This is a genomic window from Pedobacter panaciterrae (assembly GCF_013204795.1).
Classification (GTDB): domain Bacteria; phylum Bacteroidota; class Bacteroidia; order Sphingobacteriales; family Sphingobacteriaceae; genus Pedobacter; species Pedobacter panaciterrae.
Map to the genome: position 1 here is coordinate 1060875 of NZ_JABMKW010000008.1, position 20473 is coordinate 1081347.

At 39.5% G+C, this 20473-nt stretch carries 12 protein-coding genes; all 12 read left to right on the forward strand.

What is annotated here, in order from left to right; genetic code table 11:
* Nucleotides 1-46: 46 nt before the first annotated feature.
* On the forward strand, nt 47-1999 hold the full coding sequence (locus HQN86_RS06665; RefSeq protein ID WP_172660211.1) for an LTA synthase family protein: 1953 nt from the start codon (nt 47-49) through the stop codon (nt 1997-1999).
* Nucleotides 2000-2086: 87 nt separating this feature from the next.
* The gene (locus HQN86_RS06670; protein ID WP_172660212.1) at nt 2087-3007 is read left to right on the forward strand and encodes a lysophospholipid acyltransferase family protein; all 921 of its coding nucleotides are present in this window, start codon (nt 2087-2089) and stop codon (nt 3005-3007) included.
* Nucleotides 3008-3101: 94 nt separating this feature from the next.
* Complete coding sequence (locus tag HQN86_RS06675; protein ID WP_172660213.1) at nt 3102-4223, forward strand: glycoside hydrolase family 26 protein; 1122 nt, start codon at nt 3102-3104, stop codon at nt 4221-4223.
* A gap of 55 nt (nt 4224-4278) precedes the next feature.
* Nucleotides 4279-8475: a hybrid sensor histidine kinase/response regulator transcription factor gene (locus HQN86_RS06680; protein WP_172660214.1), complete on the forward strand. Its 4197-nt coding sequence runs from the start codon at nt 4279-4281 to the stop codon at nt 8473-8475.
* Nucleotides 8476-8603: 128 nt separating this feature from the next.
* Nucleotides 8604-11786, forward strand: a complete 3183-nt coding sequence (locus HQN86_RS06685) for a SusC/RagA family TonB-linked outer membrane protein (protein WP_246269454.1) — start codon at nt 8604-8606, stop codon at nt 11784-11786.
* Nucleotides 11787-11804: 18 nt separating this feature from the next.
* Nucleotides 11805-13403 carry a RagB/SusD family nutrient uptake outer membrane protein gene (locus HQN86_RS06690; protein ID WP_172660215.1) on the forward strand — a complete coding sequence of 533 codons (1599 nt, stop codon included), beginning with the start codon at nt 11805-11807 and terminating at the stop codon, nt 13401-13403.
* A 2-nt stretch (nt 13404-13405) separates the two neighbouring features.
* Nucleotides 13406-14467: an IPT/TIG domain-containing protein gene (locus HQN86_RS06695; protein WP_172660216.1), complete on the forward strand. Its 1062-nt coding sequence runs from the start codon at nt 13406-13408 to the stop codon at nt 14465-14467.
* Nucleotides 14468-14705: 238 nt separating this feature from the next.
* On the forward strand, nt 14706-15629 hold the full coding sequence (locus HQN86_RS06700) for a family 2A encapsulin nanocompartment shell protein (protein ID WP_048906269.1): 924 nt from the start codon (nt 14706-14708) through the stop codon (nt 15627-15629).
* A 3-nt stretch (nt 15630-15632) separates the two neighbouring features.
* Nucleotides 15633-17315, forward strand: coding sequence for a family 2A encapsulin nanocompartment cargo protein cysteine desulfurase (locus HQN86_RS06705; protein ID WP_172660217.1), 1683 nt, complete (start codon nt 15633-15635; stop codon nt 17313-17315).
* A 94-nt stretch (nt 17316-17409) separates the two neighbouring features.
* Nucleotides 17410-17760 (forward strand): hypothetical protein, encoded by a 351-nt coding sequence (locus HQN86_RS06710; protein WP_172660218.1) that lies wholly within the window; start codon nt 17410-17412, stop codon nt 17758-17760.
* Between the two features lie 79 nt (nt 17761-17839).
* A complete protein-coding gene (locus HQN86_RS06715; RefSeq protein WP_172660219.1) occupies nt 17840-18592 on the forward strand; it encodes a porin family protein in 753 nt (250 codons plus the stop codon).
* A 187-nt stretch (nt 18593-18779) separates the two neighbouring features.
* Nucleotides 18780-20429 (forward strand): FAD-dependent oxidoreductase, encoded by a 1650-nt coding sequence (locus HQN86_RS06720; protein WP_172660220.1) that lies wholly within the window; start codon nt 18780-18782, stop codon nt 20427-20429.
* The last annotated feature ends 44 nt before the right edge of the window (nt 20430-20473 follow it).

Sequence of the window (20473 nt, forward strand, 5' to 3'; positions counted from 1 at the left end):
TCAAACAGAATTCCAATCTACCTTTGCTTTTTATATAAAATTTTATATGATAAGTAAACTATTTAAGGGCAGATATAGCGTCTTATTTTCTTTTTTAGCCATTTTTGTTTTTATCTCCTTCCTGATCCGTACTGTTTTGTTTATTGATTCGATTGGCAAAACGGACTTTTCATTCTTAGGTGTATTAAGAATTTACCTGCTCGGTTTTGTTTATGATTTTGGAGTAGGTCTCTTTTTAACCACTTTGTACAGCTTATATTTACTTATACTTCCAGATAGATGGTCGGCTTCAATTGCAAATAAGATCATTACTTATGTGGCTCTTTTTATAATCCTTCTTATCTCTTTCTTTTCATTTTTTGCTGAACTTACTTTCTGGCAAGAGTTTGAAAGCAGGTTCAACTTCATTGCTGTGGATTATCTTGTTTATACTTATGAAGTCATCAACAACATAAATGAATCATATCCGCTGCCATTATTAATTGGTGGAGTATTGGTAATGGTGTTATTGGTAATGTGGCTTTTTGCAAAGAAGAGGATTTTTAAAAATGTTTTCCAATCTGTTGTCGCATTTAAGAGTAGGGCAGTTATAACCGGGATTTTGCTTGTTATTACGTCATTATATGCCTTTTTCCTAACAAATTCCTTTGCCGAATCAAGTACCAACCGATACGAAAATGAACTATCAAAAGCAGGTATTTATTCCATTTTTGCAGCGTTTAAAAACAACGAGTTAAATTATAACCATTTTTATGCTTTACTCCCTTTAAATGAGGCGTTTGGTATAATGAGAAGTGAGCTAAAGGATCAGCAGAGCACTTTTGTAAATGATGGAAACTCAATTAAAAGGAATATCCAAAACGGTGGTCAGGTTTATAAACCAAACGTAATCATGATTACTGTTGAAAGCCTAAGTGCCAGTTTTCTTGCGCATTTTGGCAATACACAGAAACTAACACCCGTACTTGATTCTCTTGCCGATAAGAATCTAATGTTTACAAATATGTATGCAACAGGTACCCGTACAGTTAGAGGTATGGAAGCGCTAAGCTTATCCATACCTCCAACGCCTGGTAGCAGTATTGTAAGAAGACAGGGAAATGAAAACCTGACAACCGTGGGCCATATCTTTGAAAAAGAGGGATACACCAGGACATTCTATTATGGCGGGGATGGCTACTTCGACAATATGAACGAATATTTTGGCAGTAACGGCTTTAACATTACAGACAGGGGAAGAAATATCAAAATTGGAGATAGTTATTTGACAAAAAGAACGATCATTCAGGATGATCAGATTCATTTTGAAAATGCCTGGGGAGTTTCGGACGGAGATCTTTTTGATGCAGTTATAAGGGGCTCAGATGCCGATGATAAGGCAGGGAAGCCATTTTACAGTTTTGTAATGACAACCTCAAATCATAGGCCTTTTACCTTTCCAGCGGGAAAAGTAGATATGAAACAAGGCAATAGGGAAGGTGCAGTTCGTTACACAGATTATGCCATTGCAACATTCCTTAAAAATATTGAAAAGAAAGCATGGTATAAGAATACGATTGTGATAATAGTGGCGGATCACTGTGCCGCCAGTGCCGGAAAGAATGAAATTGATATCGACAAATACCACATTCCGTGCATCGTTTTAAATTTACCGGTAAAGGGCAAAATGGTAATAGATAAGCTTTGTTCACAAATTGATCTTTATCCAACATTGTTTAGCCTTTTGGGATGGAATTATGAAAGCAACCTGTATGGTCAGAATGTATTAAATCCGACCTATCAGCCCCGAGCAGTTTTAGGTACTTATCAGAAACTAGCTTATTTAAAGAAGGATAGTTTGGTCATATTAGGTCCTCATAAGGTTACAGAAACCTTTTTGTATCGCAAATCAAGTAATGAGCAAATCCCTAATAAGCTGTCTAAAACCGTAATAGATCAGGCAATAGCAAATTACCAAACTGCTTACGACTTGTTTAAAAACGGCGGATTGCATCAGTAACAGGGGCTTTAAAAAAAATAGTAATCTAACATTTTTATGGCAAAACCTTTTGGTTAAGCTTTTAATTTTGTAGAAAATCATTGTAGTATGTTTAAAAAGAGCATTTCTCATTTAGGGACGTTTTTTTTAGCTGTATTATCCCTGCTGCCATTATCGTTTCTATACATTTGGGCAGATGCAGCTTACTTCCTGCTCTATTATGTTTTTGGCTATCGCAGGCAGGTAGTAAGAGAAAATCTCTGTAATTCGTTTCCCGAAAAGGAACTGAAAGAAATTATCGTAATTGAAAAGAAGTACTACAGATATTTATCCAGCCTGATATTTGAAGTGATTAAGATGATTAACATCTCTGAAGCGCAAATAAGAAAACGGTTTGTTTTTAAAAACAAAGAGCTGGTAAATGAATATCTAAATAAAGGAGAAAGTGTATTAGTTTGTTCAGCACATTATGGTAATTGGGAATGGGGAACTTTAGGGATAGGCTTAAACTTTTCTGCTGATCATTACCCAATTTATAAGCCCTTAAATAATTCAATATTTGATAAATGGTTTCGCGAAACCCGGAGTAAGTTTGGGAACAAACTCATCCCAATGCGACAAACCCTAAGGGCTATTCAAGCCAGCAAAAATACACCAAGTATTTTTAGTTTTGGTAATGATCAATCACCATCAATAAGGGAACTGCATTACTGCAGAACATTCTTAAACCAACCGGCATACATTCAACTTGGGATAGAGAAAATTGCAAAAAAAACCAATCGCCCTATTTTTTATTTAAGAGTTAAGGTTCTAAAGCGCGGGCATTATGAGGTTGATTGTGTGCCCCTCTGTTTGAATCCAATGGATACTGAAGAATTTGAGATCACCAGATTGCATACGCAGTTTCTTGAAGAGATTATTAAAGATGAACCTGCTTACTGGTTATGGAGCCATCGCAGATGGAAACATAAACCGGTACAAATGCCGGAGCCTTCTCTTAAAACAGACATTCTTTATTCCGATGTTTAACATTTGGAACCCCATTTTTTAGCATTAAGGAATATTCAGTACAATACTTTTACTAATTCATAGTAAATAGTACGCTATTGTAAATTACAATTTTATGAACCTGAAGTACTTCTTTATCATTCTCCCGATGTTGCTTGTAGGCCAGGCAATAGCCCAGCAACGTAACCTCATTGATCCTTTGGCAACAAAAGAGACGAAGGCTCTTTTCGATAACCTGTACAAATTATCCGAAAAGCATACTTTATTCGGGCATCAGCATGCTACTGAATATGGCCATGGCTGGTCTGGTGATGCTGATCGTTCAGATGTTAAATCAGTTGTTGGATCTCATCCAGCTGTTATTGGAATCGATCTGTCTGGATTAACCGGACAATCGGAGGCTCAGATTGGGAAAACAAAAGAACACCTAAGAAAGAATGTTATAGATACCTATAACAGAGGCGGGGTTACCACTATAGCCTGGCATTTCTCTAACCCGGTTTCAGAAGGAGACTTTTACTGGAAAGACTCGGTTTCTTTACCTGCTGTCGGGTACATTATTCCAGGAGGTAAAGCGCACGATAAGTATATCAAAATCCTTAACGATATTGCTGATTGGGCAAAAAGTCTTAAAGCTCCGGATGGCAACCTAGTACCCGTAATTTTCAGACCTTATCATGAGTTTGATGGCGACTGGTTCTGGTGGGGAAAATCACATTGTACAGTTGATGAATTTAAATCCCTATGGAAATTTACTGTTTCTTATTTACGTGATACGGCCGGTGTGCACAACTTTATTTATGCATTTTCTCCCGATAATCTATTCAATTCTGAACAGCAATATTTGGAACGTTTTCCTGGTAAAGAATGGGTAGATATGCTTGGAACGGATAATTATGGTGATATGGGACGCGATGGCAAATACAATCTGGATGCTGCCATAAAGAAACTCCGCATCGTTTCGGCATACGCTCAAAAGAACGGTAAGCTCGCTGCCTTTACCGAAACCGGATTGGAATCGCTTACCAATCCAAACTGGTGGAACGATGTGCTGCTTAAAGTAATGAAAAATGATAAAATAAGAATGAGCTATGTGTTGGTATGGCGTAACGATACCAAAAGCGCTACACATTTTTATGCGCCTTACCCTGGTCATCCAAACATTCCTGATTTTCAGAAATTCTATAATGACCCCTATACCCTTTTTGAAAAGGACCTTAAAGACATTTATAAATAAGTATTTGTATATTGACAATCAGCTTTAAAATAGCGATAACGGCCGAATAGAACGAATGGGACACAAATTGAAAATACTGCTTTTGGTAGGGGTATGCCTGCTGTTTACCAGCATACATTCCTCTGCACAGTATAACCAGTATCAGTTTTCCCATCTGGATATTAATAATGGTTTGCCGCATAACGATGTAAATTGCTTTTACAAGGATGATAAAGGATTTATCTGGTTGGGAACACTTGCTGGCCTTGCCCGGTTTGATGGATATAGCTTTAAAGTATACCGGCACAGGATAAAAAACAAATCTACCATAAGCGATAGTGATGTTCGTTCTATAACGCAAGGCCCCGATCATAAGTTGTGGATAGAAACAAGGGCCGGAATGGATGTTTATGATCCTGTAACCGAATTATTTGATCACAATATACAACCGGAGCTTTCAAAATATGGGGTTCCGGGAACCACCATCAGAGCGCTAAAAAAGGGTGTTTCAGGCGCATTCTGGTTTATTTCTCCCGCATCCGGATTATATAAATACGATCCGGTAACAAAGAAAACTAACTATATAGCACATAAAATCAGAAGAGAGAGCAGTCTTTCGGCAAGCCCAATTATTGATATTGCAGAGGATAAAAGCGGAAATGCATGGCTTATTCATTCCGACGGAAAATTGGAGATGCTGAAAAAGAACACGGATATTGTTGTGCAAAGAATAGATCTGTCGAGCAAGTTCTCAAACAAAGAAAGCGATACCTATAAGATCTTTATAGATAAACAAGGATTGATATGGATCTACGATATATCCACTTCCACAGGTATTTATTACTTTGATCCTGTAAAAAATGTACTGAATAAGATCAGTAAAAGCTCACCTGTACTTAAACTGAACTCTGATATTGTAACGGGTATTGTTCAAGACAATAGCGACAACATATGGATTGGCACCGATCATGGAGGTATTAACCTTATCGATAAGAAAAACTTCAGCATCAGGTATATCCTTAACAATGAAAATGACAGCAAAAGTTTAAGCCAGAACAGTATTTCCAGTATCTATTACGATAATATGGGTATGATTTGGATAGGTACTTTCAGAAAAGGGATCAATTTTTACCACCCAAATATCATTAAGTTTAACCTCATTAAGCACTCTTCTGATCCCAATAGCTTAATACATAGTGATATTAACAGGATGGCCGAAGATAAGCTGGGTAATATCTGGATTGGTACCAATGGCAAAGGGCTGGTTTATTATAACAGGAGTACCCATAAATTCACTTCCTACAGGCACGATCCTTCAAACAACAATAGCCTGTCTCACGATGCCATTGTTGCTATTTATATAGACCGTTTTGAAAAATTATGGATTGGAACCTATACCGGAGGTTTCGATTACATGGATAATGGTAAGTTTATCCATTACAAATACAACGCCTCAGATCCTGAAAGTTTAAGCGATAATAAGGTTTCTGATTTTCTGGAAGATTCATCAAATCGGTTTTGGATAAGCACCATGGGAGGTGGAATAAACCTTTTCAACAGAACCACAAAGAAATTTAAAAGATATACGCAGAACCTGAGTCTAATTAGTTCCGATTATGTATTTAAGGTACTGGAAGATTCGCATCAAAACATTTGGGCAGGTACATCCTATGGGATGAATGTATTGCCAAAAGGAGGGACAAAGTTTATCAAGATAGTAAACGATCCAAAAAACGATAACAGCCTGATCAACGACAACATTAACAGCTTTATTGAAGACAGCAGGGGCTACCTCTGGATAGGAACAAGAGATGGTTTGAGCCTTTATAATCCCAAAACCAAAACCTTTTACAATTATACCATCGAAAATGGATTGCCTGATAATAACATCATGGACATTCAGGAAGATAATCAAGGTGACTTTTGGGTAAGCACATCAAACGGCTTATCAAAGATATCGGTTACTTATAACAAAAAACTTAACCTCATTTTCAAGAATTTTGATGAGAATGATGGCCTGCAGGGTAAGGAATTTAACCGAATTGCCTCCGTAAAACTAAGAACCGGAGAACTTGCATTTGGAGGTCCTGATGGGATCAATATTTTCCAACCTTCTTTAATTAAATCTTATAATCAAACCTTTAAACTCTTTATAACCGACTTTCAACTGTTCAATAAGAGTGTAACAGCAAACACTGCAATTGATGGCCGGGTAATACTTAAAAAATCAATTTTTGATACTAAAGAGCTTACCTTAAACCACGATCAAAATGTATTTACCATAGAGTTTGCATCATTAAATTACATTGGCCCTCATAAAGTGAAACATCAGTACATGCTGGAGGGATTTGATAAGACATGGATTTCTGCAGATAATACTTTACGCAAGGCCACCTATACAAACCTTGATCCGGGCGATTATGTTTTTAAGGTACGGGCATCAAGTACCGAAAACATTTCTGATGCTAAACCGGTAACCTTAAGGATCAGGATACTGAACCCATGGTATACTTCTACATTGGCGTATATTCTTTATTTTCTGGCCATAGGCGGTGCATTGTACTATTTCAGATACCGCGGTATCCAGCAACTAAAGCAGCAATTTGCTGCTGAGCAAGAAAAACAAAAAGTTCAGAGACTGATTGAACAAGAGAAAGTAGAATCACAACGCTTGCTTGATAATGAACGTTTAGAAGCAATGAGGTACAGAGAGCTGGATGCTATGAAAATCAAATTCCTAACCAATGTAAGTCATGAATTTAGAACGCCATTATCTTTAATTCTAGCACCAATAGACAAAATCCTGAAAGGATCATCAGATAATCTGATTAAAGAGCAGGTCTCTCTGATACAGAAAAACGCAAAGCGTCTGCTCAACCTGGTAAACCAGCTGCTCGATTTCAGAAAGATGGAGCTTAAAGAGATCAAACTTCAAAAAAGACCTGGCGATATCATTTCGTTCATCAGAGACATTACTTATTCCTTTAAGGATCTCGCCGAACAGAAAAACATCCAGTTAACCTTTAATGCTACTTACGAGAAGCTTGATGTAAATTTTGATCATGATAAAATAGAGCGGATTCTCTTTAACCTGCTTTCTAACAGCTTTAAATTTACATTGGATAACGGCAAGGTAAATGTGTCTGTAGACTGTATTATGATCGACCAATACATGGTTGAGATTAAAGTTCGCGATACCGGAATAGGTATACCAAAAGAGAAACAGGAGAAGATATTTGAAAGCTTTTTTCAGAATGATATTCCAGAATCTATCATTAATCAGGGTAGTGGAATAGGTTTGGCAATAACCAAAGAGTTTGTAAAACTTCACGGTGGCGAGATCTTTTTAGAGAGCGATGAAAACATTGGCAGTTGCTTTACCATTTTGCTGCCATTCGAGGAACTTAGACATCAAAGCAATCCAACGGATAACTTTGTAGATAATCTAATTGCTAATGAGGATACGTTAAACAATCAGCAAGCAAACGTTACGATCTCTTCTAAAAAAGCAACTGTATTACTTGTTGAGGATGATGCCGATCTGCGTTTTTATCTTAAAGATAATTTAAAGGAAGACTTTAATGTAATAGAAGCCGGTAATGGAAAAGATGGCTGGCAAAAGGCATTATTCTACCATCCGAATATCATTGTCAGCGATATTTCTATGCCCGAAATGACTGGTATAGAACTTTGCAAAAAGATCAAAGGCGATTCCAGAACAACCCAGATTCCAGTAGTGCTGTTAACCGCTTTAACTGGCGAGGAGCAGGAGCTGACGGGTCTGGAAACAGGGGCCAATGACTACATGACCAAACCATTCAGTTTTGAAATCCTAAACTCCAAAATCCGCAACATATTAATTCAGCAGGAATCCTTCAGAAAGCTTTATCAGAAGCAGGTAGAAGTACAACCGGCAACCATAGAAATGGAGAGCCCTGATGAACAGTTCCTGCAGCAGATTCTTCAGGAGATAGAAAAGAATATAGGGAATAGCAATTTCTCTGTAGATATGCTTAGCAACCTGATGCTGATAAGCCGTGTAACCTTGTACAAAAGAATTGTAGCACTTACCGGCAAAACCCCGCTCGAGTTTATCAAGTCTTATCGTTTAAAACGGGCAGCGCAGCTGCTGGAGCAAGGAAAATTAACCGTTTCACAGATCTGTTATAAGGTAGGTTTTAAAACCACCAAGAATTTTGTCAAATCTTTTAAAGAAGAATTTGATGTGCTCCCTTCAAAATATGCTGAGAGCACGGATATTACCGCTTTGTAGCCTTTTTTGCGAAAGGTTAACATTTGCGTACCCCTTTTTTAGCAATACAGGATTCAGTTGTATCTAGTTTTAACAAATAGAAACCCATCCCCTGGGGATCTTAACTAAACCAAATATGACGACCAAACATGAAAACGACAAGAACGAGTTGTAATGAATGGATTTTTATCCTGTTCATGATCTTTACACTTACCGGAATCACCAAATCCGGTTACGCCCAAAGTACTTCTAATAGAATAGTTACGGGTGTTGTTGCTGATGAAAGCGGAACAACTTTACCCGGTGCATCTGTAGTGGTAAAGGGAACCAAAACCACCGCTTTAACTAATAATGAAGGTAAGTATTCCATCATGGTTACCTCAAATGCAAGTGTACTTGTATTTTCCTATGTAGGGATGACCACAAAAGAACTTACCGTAGGTTCGGGCTCAGTAATTAACGCTAACCTTGAATCCTCTACTTCAACCTTATCAGATGTAGTAGTTATCGGTTATGGTACATTGCGTAAATCAGAAGTAACCTCAGCAATTTCTTCTGTTTCCCAAAAGGACATTAAAAATTTACCTGTTGCCGGCGTAGATCAGGCCTTGCAAGGTAAGGTAGCAGGTGTTACCATAAATAACAATGGCGGTCAGCCAGGAGGTGGAGTTTCCGTAAGAATCAGAGGGCTTACCTCAACAGGCGAAAATAATGAGCCTTTATACGTAATAGATGGAGTTCCTATGAACTCTAAAAGCAGCTCCCTGGAACAAAACTTTTTAGGTGGAGGTTCCGGACAAACCGGGCAAAGTGTGCTGGCAACCTTGAACTCTGCCGATATTGAAACCATCGATATCCTGAAAGATGCATCAGCACAGGCCATTTATGGAGCCAGAGGTGCAAATGGAGTAGTGCTCATCAATACCAAAAGAGGCAGGGCCAACCAAAGTAAAATTACTTACGATTCTTATGTTGGTATTTCAGAAGTTCCAAAAAAGCTTTCTGTAATGAATCTGCGCCAAAATGCAGAATACATGAACGCTCTGGTTTTAGAAGTAAGAGGGGTTCCGGGAAGTGGAATGGATAGTATTGCAGAGTTTAAAAACCCATCCTTATTAGGTGTGGGTACCGACTGGCAGGACGAGATCTACAGAAGAGGATTTACTCAAAGCCATCAACTTGGTTTTTCAGGAGGAACAGAAAAAACACAGTTCTATTTCTCTGGTGGCTATCTTAATCAGGAAGGAACTCTCATCAAAACAGGGTTTAAAAGAATAACCCTAAGAGCTAATATAGACCACCAGGCTACTAAATGGTTAAAAACAGGTATCACTGCAAACCTGTCCAGAACCAATCAGCAGATCGGCCTTTCAGATGGTTTCGATGCCGTTACCAGTACAGTGCTTTATAATAGTCCTGTAACTCCCGTTAAAGATGTTTTTGGTAATTATATCTCTACCAATGTAATAGGAGGCAGCACATTTGGAAATCCAAATAATCCGGTTGCATTAGCAATGTTGCGTGATGTAAGCAATCAATCTTCAAAAGCTTTCGGAACAGTATATGCAGATCTGAACATCATAGGTGGTCTTACCATCAGATCAGAGGGTAACTTTGATTTTAATCTGAGCAGCGATAGGGCATTTCAGCCATATGTACAAAATGCTGAAACCAAAGCCGTCATCCTTTCTCCGGCAAGGCTTAGAGAGCAAAGAAATAACAGCCTTTACTGGGCAATTAAAAACTATGCTAATTATAACAAAACCTTTGGTAAGCATAATATAGCTGCTACGGTAGGCCATGAGGCACAAAGATCCAAATACGACTTTATCAATGCCAACAGAGATAATCTGGTTCTTAATATCCCAAATTTAAATGCCGGTGATGCAGGCGATACTCAAGGTATAGGAGCTGGCGCGGCAACATGGAGTATGGAGTCGGTATTTGCACGTTTAAACTATAATTACGACAACAGGTACGCCATCAGCGGAACAATAAGAAGAGACGGATCTTCTAACTTTGGCCCGGGCCACAAATGGGGTACATTCCCGGCTGTTTCGGCATCGTGGACAGCAAGTAACGAATCTTTCTTAAAAGACAACAAATATGTTAATTATCTGAAGCTAAGATTCGGATATGGAGAAGTGGGTGGGCAGGATGCCGGCTCAGGTAACCTATACTCTGCAAATATCAGACTATTTCCTATTGCACCATTTGGTCCGGGTGGATTGCCTGATAACGTAGATAACCTGTTAATTACCTGGCAGTCTACCAATACCTACAATGCAGGTTTAGACCTTACCACCTGGAATAAAAGATTAGAGTTCAGCTTTGATGCCTATAAAAAAGTAACCTCAGATATGTTACTGGCTACTCAGCTTGGTGCTTATTCTGGTTTAGGAACGGCATGGAACGATATCAAAACGCCAACAACAAACGATGGCCGCATGACCAACACTGGTTTCGATATCGGACTAACTTCTTATAACATTCAGAATAACAACTTTACATGGAAAACCAATATCATATTCAGTAAGTATAAAAATATCCTTAACAGGATGAACGAGCCTAATGCCACTTTACCTGGTACTTTTGATGAATATGGGACCAAATCATTGGTTACCTTATCTCAACAGGGTCGCCCGCTTGGTGCATTCTATGGCTATGTTACCGATGGATTATTCAGATCGCAGGCAGAGCTAAACAATGGGATAGATTACGGACTCTCAATTGCTCCGGGTAGCTTATGGCTGGGCGATGTAAGGTTTAAAGATCTAAACGGCGATAAGGTGGTTGATGATAAGGATGTTACCGTTATAGGCGATCCTAATCCAGACTTCACCTACGGCTTTACAAATACCTTTAGCTATAAAGGAATTGACCTTTCGATATTCATTTATGGTAGCCAGGGAGGTGACATTTTCAACTATAGTCGTCGCCAAACCGAAGCATTAAGCTCTCCTTACAACAATCAGCTTACTACTGTATTGAACAGATACTCTGCAAACAATCCTAATGGAGATTTGCCAAGGTATAATCAATGGCACAACAATAACAACAGAATTTCTGATCGGTACATTGAGGATGGATCTTACCTAAGGATACAGAACGTAGCGCTAGGCTATAACCTGCCAAAATCTTTAATAAGCAAAATAAAGGTGAGCAATGCCAGGTTCTACGTTTCTGTTCAAAACCTGTACACATTTACCAATTATTCGGGTTACGATCCGGAACTGGGAGCGCTTAATAACAACATCAGGTTCATGAATATCGACAATGGTCATTATCCGGTTCCAAGAACATTTACCCTGGGTACCAACATTGAATTCTAACCTCTAAAAATTAAAGTAATGAAAACAAATCTCATCATCATATTTTTTGCAGTAGCTTTAATTGGAGTTTCCTGTAAAAAGAGTTTCCTGGATAATCCCTCAGAAACGGGACCAACCACCGAAAATTATTATACCACAGCAGCCGAAGTAAATGGTGCCACAGGACTTTTGTACAATTCTGTATGGAACGACTGGTCTGACAAAGCCTTTATATCTGTAGGTGATGTGCTGGGCGGTACCGTAACCGGAGTGCAGGGCAACGCACAATACAACTCATTTTATAATTTTAATATCCAAAGTACAGATGGTCTAGTAATGGACACCTGGAAGTCTTGCTATAAGGCAGCCGGACAGGCATCTGTACTGATTCATACTTTTATGAATAAAAAAACTCAGGTGGCCGATCCTTCCTATCTGGATGTAGGTATTGCCGAAGCCAAGTTTATCCGTGGGTTTGCGTACTTCTATATCGGCCGTGCTTTTGGTGATGCGCCCATAGTAGAAAACCCGGTAGATCTAACCAAAGCCGGGGCGCCTGCAACACCAAGATACCTGCAAAAAGATGTATTAAAATTTGCACTTGAGGACCTTAAGTTTGCAGAAGAAAACCTGCCCGAAATAGCAACTCAGGATGGTCGGGTTAATAAATATTCAGCAAAAGGGATGATGGCCAAAATCTACCTTTACTTAAAGGACTATGAAAACGCAAGGTTAAAAGCCAAAGAGGTTATAGACTATGCAACATCAACCAAAAGAATAGGCCTGAATCCTGATTTTCAGGGCATGTTTACCTCCTCAGACATCGCCAACAAAAACAACAAAGAAATGTTGTTTTCATTAAGATGGTTAGCTGCTATGGGATGGAACGGAGGAAACAGGTACATGCTTTACGTAGGTCCGCAACCTTTGTTAAAACCAAAACCAACAGGAGGAAATGGTTATTCAGCAGTGGTTCCGTCGTTCGACATGTTAAATGCTTCAACAGGTTATGCTACCGGCGACCGTAGAAAAGGATGGTCGGTAATGCAGCAGGGCTTTCATAAAGCCGATTGGATCAACGACAATTTCCCTAACGGATTTACTTATGATACTACAGGGATAACAAGCGATTTTAAAATTCAAACAGGCACCCGCTCCAATATTCAGAAATATGTTGTAGGACCAAACAGAAGCGCTGAAGTAGTAACTTCCGACAGTCATAACAGCATTTCTACTTATATTCTTCGCTACGCTGACGTATTGCTGATTTATGCAGAGGCAGTAATGGCCGGAGGGGGCTCTACCAGCGATGCTACCGCTTTAAGTGCCTTTAACGAAGTACATAACCGTGCTGGTCTGGTAAGCTTAACCAACATCACGCTTGATGATATCTTACACGAGCGTAAAGTAGAGTTCGCATTTGAAGGCGACTACTGGTTTGACATCCAAAGACAAGGATTTGCTAAGGCACAGCAGATGATAGCCGCACAGGAGCGTGGTACATTAGGTGGTAACGGCCAGTTAACCAGCTTTAAGGCCACACTTACTTCGGCAAAGCAGTTGTACCTTCCGGTACCACAACCAGAAACAGTTATTAATCCTTTACTGCTTGAACCTGCAGTAGCTTATTATAAATAGATATGAAAACTATTAAAAATCTAAAGATATTCCTGCTGGCATGTATGGCAGGAGCATTAACCATAACAGGCTGCACAAAAGAAGAGCAGTCGAACAGTAAAGCATCCAATAGTCCGGTGGCCAATAAGCTTGATCCGGAAAGGGCAAGCGGAAATACTGTACTCACCTTAACCGGAAGCGGCCTGGGCGATATGACCAGTATTGTTTTTGAAAAAGGGAATGTGCCTGCTTCATTTAACCCAACACTAAATACAGATAATGCATTGATATTTAGAGTGCCTGATACTGCAAATGGTGGTGCCCAAAACATCATTTTAACAAACAGACTTGGAGTTCAGCTAAAAGTGCCATTTAATGTTGTTGCTTTGCCTTTGGTAAATACAGCCTCTAACTATAATTTTATTGAAGGCACAGAAATTACCCTGGTTGGAAACAACCTTGAGGATGTAACCAGCATAACGCTGGATGGCGCAGCGGCCGAGGCCAGTATCGTATCTCAATCCAAAAAAGAACTGGTAATTAAAATGCCTGCAACTACGGTAAACAGCGCAAAACTAATACTTACCAACTCTACCGGGCCAATTACCACAAATCAGGTATTTGTGAATCTGGATAAAGCCTATAAGATCTTTACAGATGATTATGGTAATGGTTTCGAAAACGGATCATGGGGCCCCGCTTCAATATCAACCGATTTTGCCAAAAGTGGAACCAAATCCTTTAAAGCAGGATATAACAAAGGAAACTGGAGTGCAGATGGTTTTGCAAACTGGAATGGTGTAGCCAGTATGCCAGAGTATAATTATTTGTCGTTCTGGGTTAAGGGAGCTTCGGCCGACTATACGCTTTATGTAACAGGCGATGCAAGGGCAGGGGGGTATGGAAATTCAGATAGAAGCGTTCCAATAATAGTACCTGCTAATGTATGGACTTACTTTAAAATCCCGATGACAACACTTGAACTTTGGAAAAAAGGTCCGATGAAACAATTAGGCTTCTGGATAGAAGGCCCTGAAAAACAAGATGAAAGTTTCTACTTCGATGATGTGATCCTTGTAAAATAAAAACACACTTAAACCAATTATAATTTAAAAAGCCAGGTCATCCGACCTGGCTTTAAATTTTAAACAAAACTCAGACGAGCTAACAAATTTCGATTAGAAATTGTGTATGATTTGACTAAGGTATAACTATTTTATTAAATAGTCTACTAATTCCGTAGAATTAATATATAAATTATATATTTAGGGAAGGATTATTTAAAGTAATAGATCTATTTATACATAATTAATTAAACAAATCATGGCAGAAAAATTAAATCCAACACAAACCGCATTAGGTGATGTTGCCGCAAGGCCGCTGGCTATTGCAACCCGTACCGTGCCGCAGGCATCATTTATTACTCCAAGATGGTTGCCTCATCTTTTAAGCTGGACGCCCGTAGAGTCAGGGATTTACAGAGTGAACAAAGTAAAAGAAGGAGAATCAGTGGATGTAGATTGCTCTAACAGAGACGAACGTGTATTGCCTAACACATTTGTAGATTATGTAGCACAGCCACGTGAGTATCTGCTTAGTGCAGTAAATACCGTGCTTGATGTACATACCAGGGTTTCCGATTTGTATAGCAAACCTTACAACCAGATCAGTGAGCAATTGCGCCTTACTATTGAAGCCATTAAAGAACGTCAGGAAAGCGAACTGATCAATAATAAAGAATACGGTTTGTTGCACAGTATTGTACCTTCTCAGCGTATTTCTACACGTTCAGGAGCACCCACACCAGATGATCTGGATGAGTTGATCACTAAAGTATGGAAAGAACCCGGATTCTTCCTCCTTCATCCACTAGCGGTAGCTGCCTTTGGCAGGGAGTGTACACGCAGAGGCGTACCACCACCAACGGTATCTTTGTTTGGTTCTCAGTTCATCACCTGGAGAGGAATTCCTTTAATCCCTTCCGATAAAGTGCCTATAGAAAATAATAAAAGTAAAATATTGCTCATCAGAACAGGAGAGAGCCGTCAGGGTGTAGTGGGTTTATATCAGCCCGATCTTCCCGGTGAGCAATCTCCTGGTTTATCAGTTCGCTTTATGGGGATCAATGAAAAAGCAATTGCTTCTTATCTGGTATCTCTTTACTGTTCGCTGGCAGTTTTGGTAGATGATGCTATTGCTGTACTCGACGATGTTGAAATTAATAAATATCATGAATATAAATACTAGGTTATGAGTGGTACAATTAATGGTCCGAATGGACTGCCAGATGTACATCTCTTAGAGAAACTGGCAAATGAACTTTTTTTCTCGGCTCCCGGAACATTGGATAAAACTCAATCTTCACCTTTGGCAATTAATCAGGGAAATTCTGTCGATCTTCTGGATCCGCAAACAAGTTTGCCGGATGCAAATAATCTGGGGCTGGGGCATGTGCCTGCCTCCACACATGGAAGTGGGGGTATCTCACCCGGCACCAAATCAGTGAATGCCCTGCCGTTTGAAAACGACAGACCCTTTGAGAAAGAATTGAGCAAAGCCCTGGCTGCAGTTAATGTTTACAGTCCTTCTTCTCAATTGCCATTTACACCTTCGGCAGTTTTGGGAGAACATTCATATTACTTCTCTTCTGCAGAAAAGCTTGCCAAAGGAGACTACCGCGAAATAACTGGCCAATCTTACCCTGCATTTAACGTAAACATTGTTCGTAACGATTTCCCAATCCTTTCAGAGTATGTAAGCGGAAAACCCCTGATTTGGCTGGACAACGCTGCAACCACCCAAAAACCGCGACAGGTAATAGAAAGGTTAAGCTATTTTTATACACATGAAAATTCCAACATACATCGCGCTGCCCATGAATTAGCTGCCCGTTCTACCGATGCTTATGAAGCAGCAAGACAGAAGATACAGCACTTTATAAATGCCAGATCAGCAAATGAAGTGGTATTTGTACGCGGAACAACCGAGGCTATAAACCTGGTTGCAGATAGCTGGGGTGCCCAATATCTTCAGGAAGGAGACGAAATCATCATCAGCCATTTGGAACATCATGCCAATATAGTTCCTTGGCAGTTATTGGCCAAAAAGAAGAACTTAAAACTAAGAGTGATCCCGGTAGATGATGATGGACAAGTCATTCTTGATGAATATGCAAAATTGCTGAATCCAAGAACAAAGCTGGTTTCTTTCACCTTGGTGTCTAATGCATTGGGAACGGTAACCCCGGCAAAAACAATTGTAGATATGGCTCATGCTGCGGGAGCAAAAGTGCTTGCCGATGGCGCACAGTCTGTTTCACACATTCGTACGGATGTACAATCACTTAATGCAGATTGGTTTGTGTTTTCTGGGCATAAAATTTTTGGGCCTACAGGTATTGGTGTATTATATGGTAAAGAGGAGTTGTTAAACAGTTCACAGCCTTATCAGGGTGGCGGCAATATGATTAAAGATGTAACGTTTGAACATACCCAGTTTAATCCCGCGCCATCACTTTTTGAGGCAGGAACAGGTAATATTGCGGATGCAGTTGGTTTAGGCGCGGCAATAGACTATGTTCAAAAGATTGGGATTGACAATATTTACAGCTATGAGCATTTTTTGTTAGGCTACGCAACAAAGCAGTTACAGCAAATTCCAGGGTTGCGCTTAATTGGAACGGCAACTAATAAAACGAGTGTGCTTTCATTCGTATTAGATGGATTTACAACTACTGAAGTTGGCGAGGCATTAAGCAAAGAAGGTATTGCCGTAAGATCCGGCCATCATTGTGCTCAGCCCATACTGAGAAGGTTTGGATTGGAAGCAACAGTGCGACCATCTTTGGCATTCTATAACACTTGTGCAGAGATTGATAAATTGGCTGATACAGTTAGCAGCTTAAAAAGCGGAAATCAATTTCGTGTAAGGTAGCAGATCTTATTGAGGCTGGTATATAGAAAGTATGCCAGCCTCAACTATTATTAAGCCAAAACTGCTATATTAGCGGAAGCAAGCAAACTATTAAATGGACCATCCTTATAAATCAGAACTTTTAGTAAACCTAAAAGCACATTATCTTGGCCGCAACTGGCGCTCAATTAGCTATTTTGATGCTAAAAGAGATGAGATTTTATTTGTTTTACCTGAAACGGATGATGTTAGCCATGCACTTAACAATTTGTATGAGGTTTTAGGAACATTGCCAGAGATCGATCATCCTAAGGAACGTGTAGTAATCAGTTTCTGCTATGAAAACGGCGATTCATACTGTTCGCGTTTAATTAATCCCAACAAACAGGACGAAATCAACCTTGCTTTGATTGGCTACCGTCCGGAACGCAAAATCCGTCCTGAAGAACTTCAGGAGATGGATTAGTAAAGCTTTCTCGCTCAAAATGTTACGATAGTAACGGATTATATTTCATAAATTAGAGTACACACAAATAAAACACGCTATGAAATCTAATTTATGTTTTTTCATACTGCTCTTCTATGGGCTGTATGTTCAGGCCCAGGAACAGCCTGATTTTGAGAAAAAGGTAAGGTTTGGGATTAAAACAGGCATTAACGGCTCTCTTTTTACACGCAACGTAACGCCCACAGCCAACTCAAAAAGAACTGACCTCAGTTATTTTAACCGCTATTTCCGTGCATCTGCACTTGTTGGATTAACTGCCGATGGGCGATTAACAGAACGAATTACACTGGGTGCCGAGTTGCTCTTTAATTCCAGAGGGATGGTTTACAGAGAAAAGAATAATTATGTAATTATTGTTGACGATGACGGACAGGAGCAGCAGGCCTATAATAACTATAATTTCAATATTGATTATGTAGAACTCCCAATTCTGATCAGTTACAATTTTAAACCAAGTGCATACAGGCTCTTCTTATCGGCTTATGCCGGCATGGCACCGGGTATTGCTGTTAATTCGAAAACAAAATTAAGATATGAAGATGGGGTAGACGGCGATGGCGGCAGGGGCCGAAACGAAACGCTGCCTTTAAAATATGTAAATCATTTTAACAACAGCTTGCTTGCGGGTATTAAGGTGGGCGACAATAAACCATTTAGAATAAATCTTTATGGTGATTTTAGGATCAGTTACACCCTGCTGCCGGTTTTTAATCGCACTGTATCAGACCAAGGCGATAACCTGGATACCCGAATGCTTACCTTTTCTGCAAGCCTTGGTGTAAGGTTTTAATTAGTAAACCAGTCGTTATCGGAGTTTTACTGAGGTGTTGTTAGGGCTTTGATAGGGCATTCCCAGGGCTTTTTGCCCTATCAAGGCCCTATCAAGGCCCTGTTAAAGCCCCACAGCCAAAAGTTTGATATAAAATGTATATTTTGCTGTTCTAACCAAATACATGTTTAACCCTATTACTAATAAAATGTTATATAAAACGATACTTACTTCCATTTTTATTATACTTTCCAATTTTGGTCTGCAGGCTGCAGATAAAAAACCATATGAAGCAGATCTTATAATTTACGGTGGTACCTCAGCAGCGGTAACAGCAGCAGTAACTGCTATAAAATTGGGTAAAACTGTTATTGTTGTTTCTCCCGATATTCATCTCGGAGGCTTGTCATCCAGTGGATTGGGTTTTACAGATACCGGAAATAAAGAGGTGATAGGAGGCTTATCCCGAGATTTTTATCATCGGGTTTATTTACATTATCAGCAAGATACTGCATGGAAATGGCAAAAAAAGGAAGAATATGGGAACAAGGGGCAAGGAACACCTGCTATTGATGGTAAAGACCGCACAATGTGGATATTTGAACCACACGTTGCCGAAAAAATAATGGAAGATTTTATCAAAGAAAGTAATATTAAAGTTTACCGCAATGAATGGTTGAACCGTAAAGATGGTGTAGAGATGAGGGATGGTAAAATTACATCAATCACTACCTTAAGTGGTAAGCAATTTAGTGGTAAAATGTTTATTGATGCCACCTATGAGGGAGATTTGATGGCTGCGGCAAAGGTTAGCTACCACATAGGCCGTGAAGCAAACAGTGTATACGGAGAAACCTGGAATGGCGTGCAAACAGAAGTGTTTCAGCATGGCCATCATTTTAAAACAAATATAGATCCATATAAAGTTACCGGCGATAAAAGCAGCGGTCTACTGGCAGGCATATCCGACCAGGATCCGGGGATAAAAGGAGAGGGCGATAATAAGTTGCAGGCATATTGCTTTAGAATGTGTCTCACCAATAAGGCAGAGAACAGAATTACATTTCCAAAACCTGATAATTACAACCCGGCAAATTACGAATTGCTGGCTAGGGTGTTTCAGAGTGGATGGAAAGAGTTGTTTGATAAATTTGATGACATACCCAATCATAAAACGGATACCAACAATCATGGTCCGTTCAGTACCGATTATATTGGCATGAACTACGATTATCCGGAGGCTTCGTACGAAAAGCGAAAGCAGATCATTAAACAGCATGAAGATTATCAGAAAGGATTAATGTATTTCATGATCACAGACCCACGTGTTCCGGCTGATCTGCAAAAAAGACTGCAAACATGGGGTTTATCTAAAGACGAATTTAAAGATAATGGAAACTGGCCCCACCAAATTTATGTAAGAGAGGCCAGAAGGATGATAAGTGATCAGGTACTTACAGAAAACGAAACTTTAGGACGGAAGGAAGTGCCTCAACCTATTGGGATGGGTTCTTATGCTTTAGATTCGCATAATACACAACGATATGTAACCGATAAGGGATTTGTGCAGAATGAGGGCGATATAGGTGTGCATGCCCCTAAACCTTATAGCATCTCTTACGGATCAATAGTTCCTAAAAAAGGAGAGTGTGGCAATTTGCTGGTGCCGGTTTGTGTTTCCAGCTCCCATATTGCTTATGGTTCCGTTAGAATGGAACCTGTTTTTATGATCCTTGGTGAATCAGCAGCAACTGCAGCTGTTATAGCCATAGATGACCAGGTAGATGTTCAGCAGGTTGCCTTTAAAAAACTGGAAACCCAGCTGCTAAAGCAAAAGCAGAGATTAAGGTTGAATTAATAAAAACAACTATTGTATTTTTATGGCAAATCTATTTGTTTTAC

What these genes read in the sequence shown, in the direction of transcription:
- HQN86_RS06670 (WP_172660212.1), top strand. Translation starts at nt 2,087, where the DNA reads ATGTTTAAAAAGAGCATTTCTCATTTAGGGACGTTTTTTTTAGCTGTA.
- HQN86_RS06675 (WP_172660213.1), top strand. Translation starts at nt 3,102, where the DNA reads ATGAACCTGAAGTACTTCTTTATCATTCTCCCGATGTTGCTTGTAGGC.
- HQN86_RS06705 (WP_172660217.1), top strand. Translation starts at nt 15,633, where the DNA reads ATGAGTGGTACAATTAATGGTCCGAATGGACTGCCAGATGTACATCTC.
- HQN86_RS06715 (WP_172660219.1), top strand. Translation starts at nt 17,840, where the DNA reads ATGAAATCTAATTTATGTTTTTTCATACTGCTCTTCTATGGGCTGTAT.
- HQN86_RS06695 (WP_172660216.1), top strand. Translation starts at nt 13,406, where the DNA reads ATGAAAACTATTAAAAATCTAAAGATATTCCTGCTGGCATGTATGGCA.
- HQN86_RS06710 (WP_172660218.1), top strand. Translation starts at nt 17,410, where the DNA reads ATGGACCATCCTTATAAATCAGAACTTTTAGTAAACCTAAAAGCACAT.
- HQN86_RS06685 (WP_246269454.1), top strand. Translation starts at nt 8,604, where the DNA reads ATGAAAACGACAAGAACGAGTTGTAATGAATGGATTTTTATCCTGTTC.
- HQN86_RS06665 (WP_172660211.1), top strand. Translation starts at nt 47, where the DNA reads ATGATAAGTAAACTATTTAAGGGCAGATATAGCGTCTTATTTTCTTTT.
- HQN86_RS06720 (WP_172660220.1), top strand. Translation starts at nt 18,780, where the DNA reads ATGTTATATAAAACGATACTTACTTCCATTTTTATTATACTTTCCAAT.
- HQN86_RS06680 (WP_172660214.1), top strand. Translation starts at nt 4,279, where the DNA reads ATGGGACACAAATTGAAAATACTGCTTTTGGTAGGGGTATGCCTGCTG.
- HQN86_RS06700 (WP_048906269.1), top strand. Translation starts at nt 14,706, where the DNA reads ATGGCAGAAAAATTAAATCCAACACAAACCGCATTAGGTGATGTTGCC.
- HQN86_RS06690 (WP_172660215.1), top strand. Translation starts at nt 11,805, where the DNA reads ATGAAAACAAATCTCATCATCATATTTTTTGCAGTAGCTTTAATTGGA.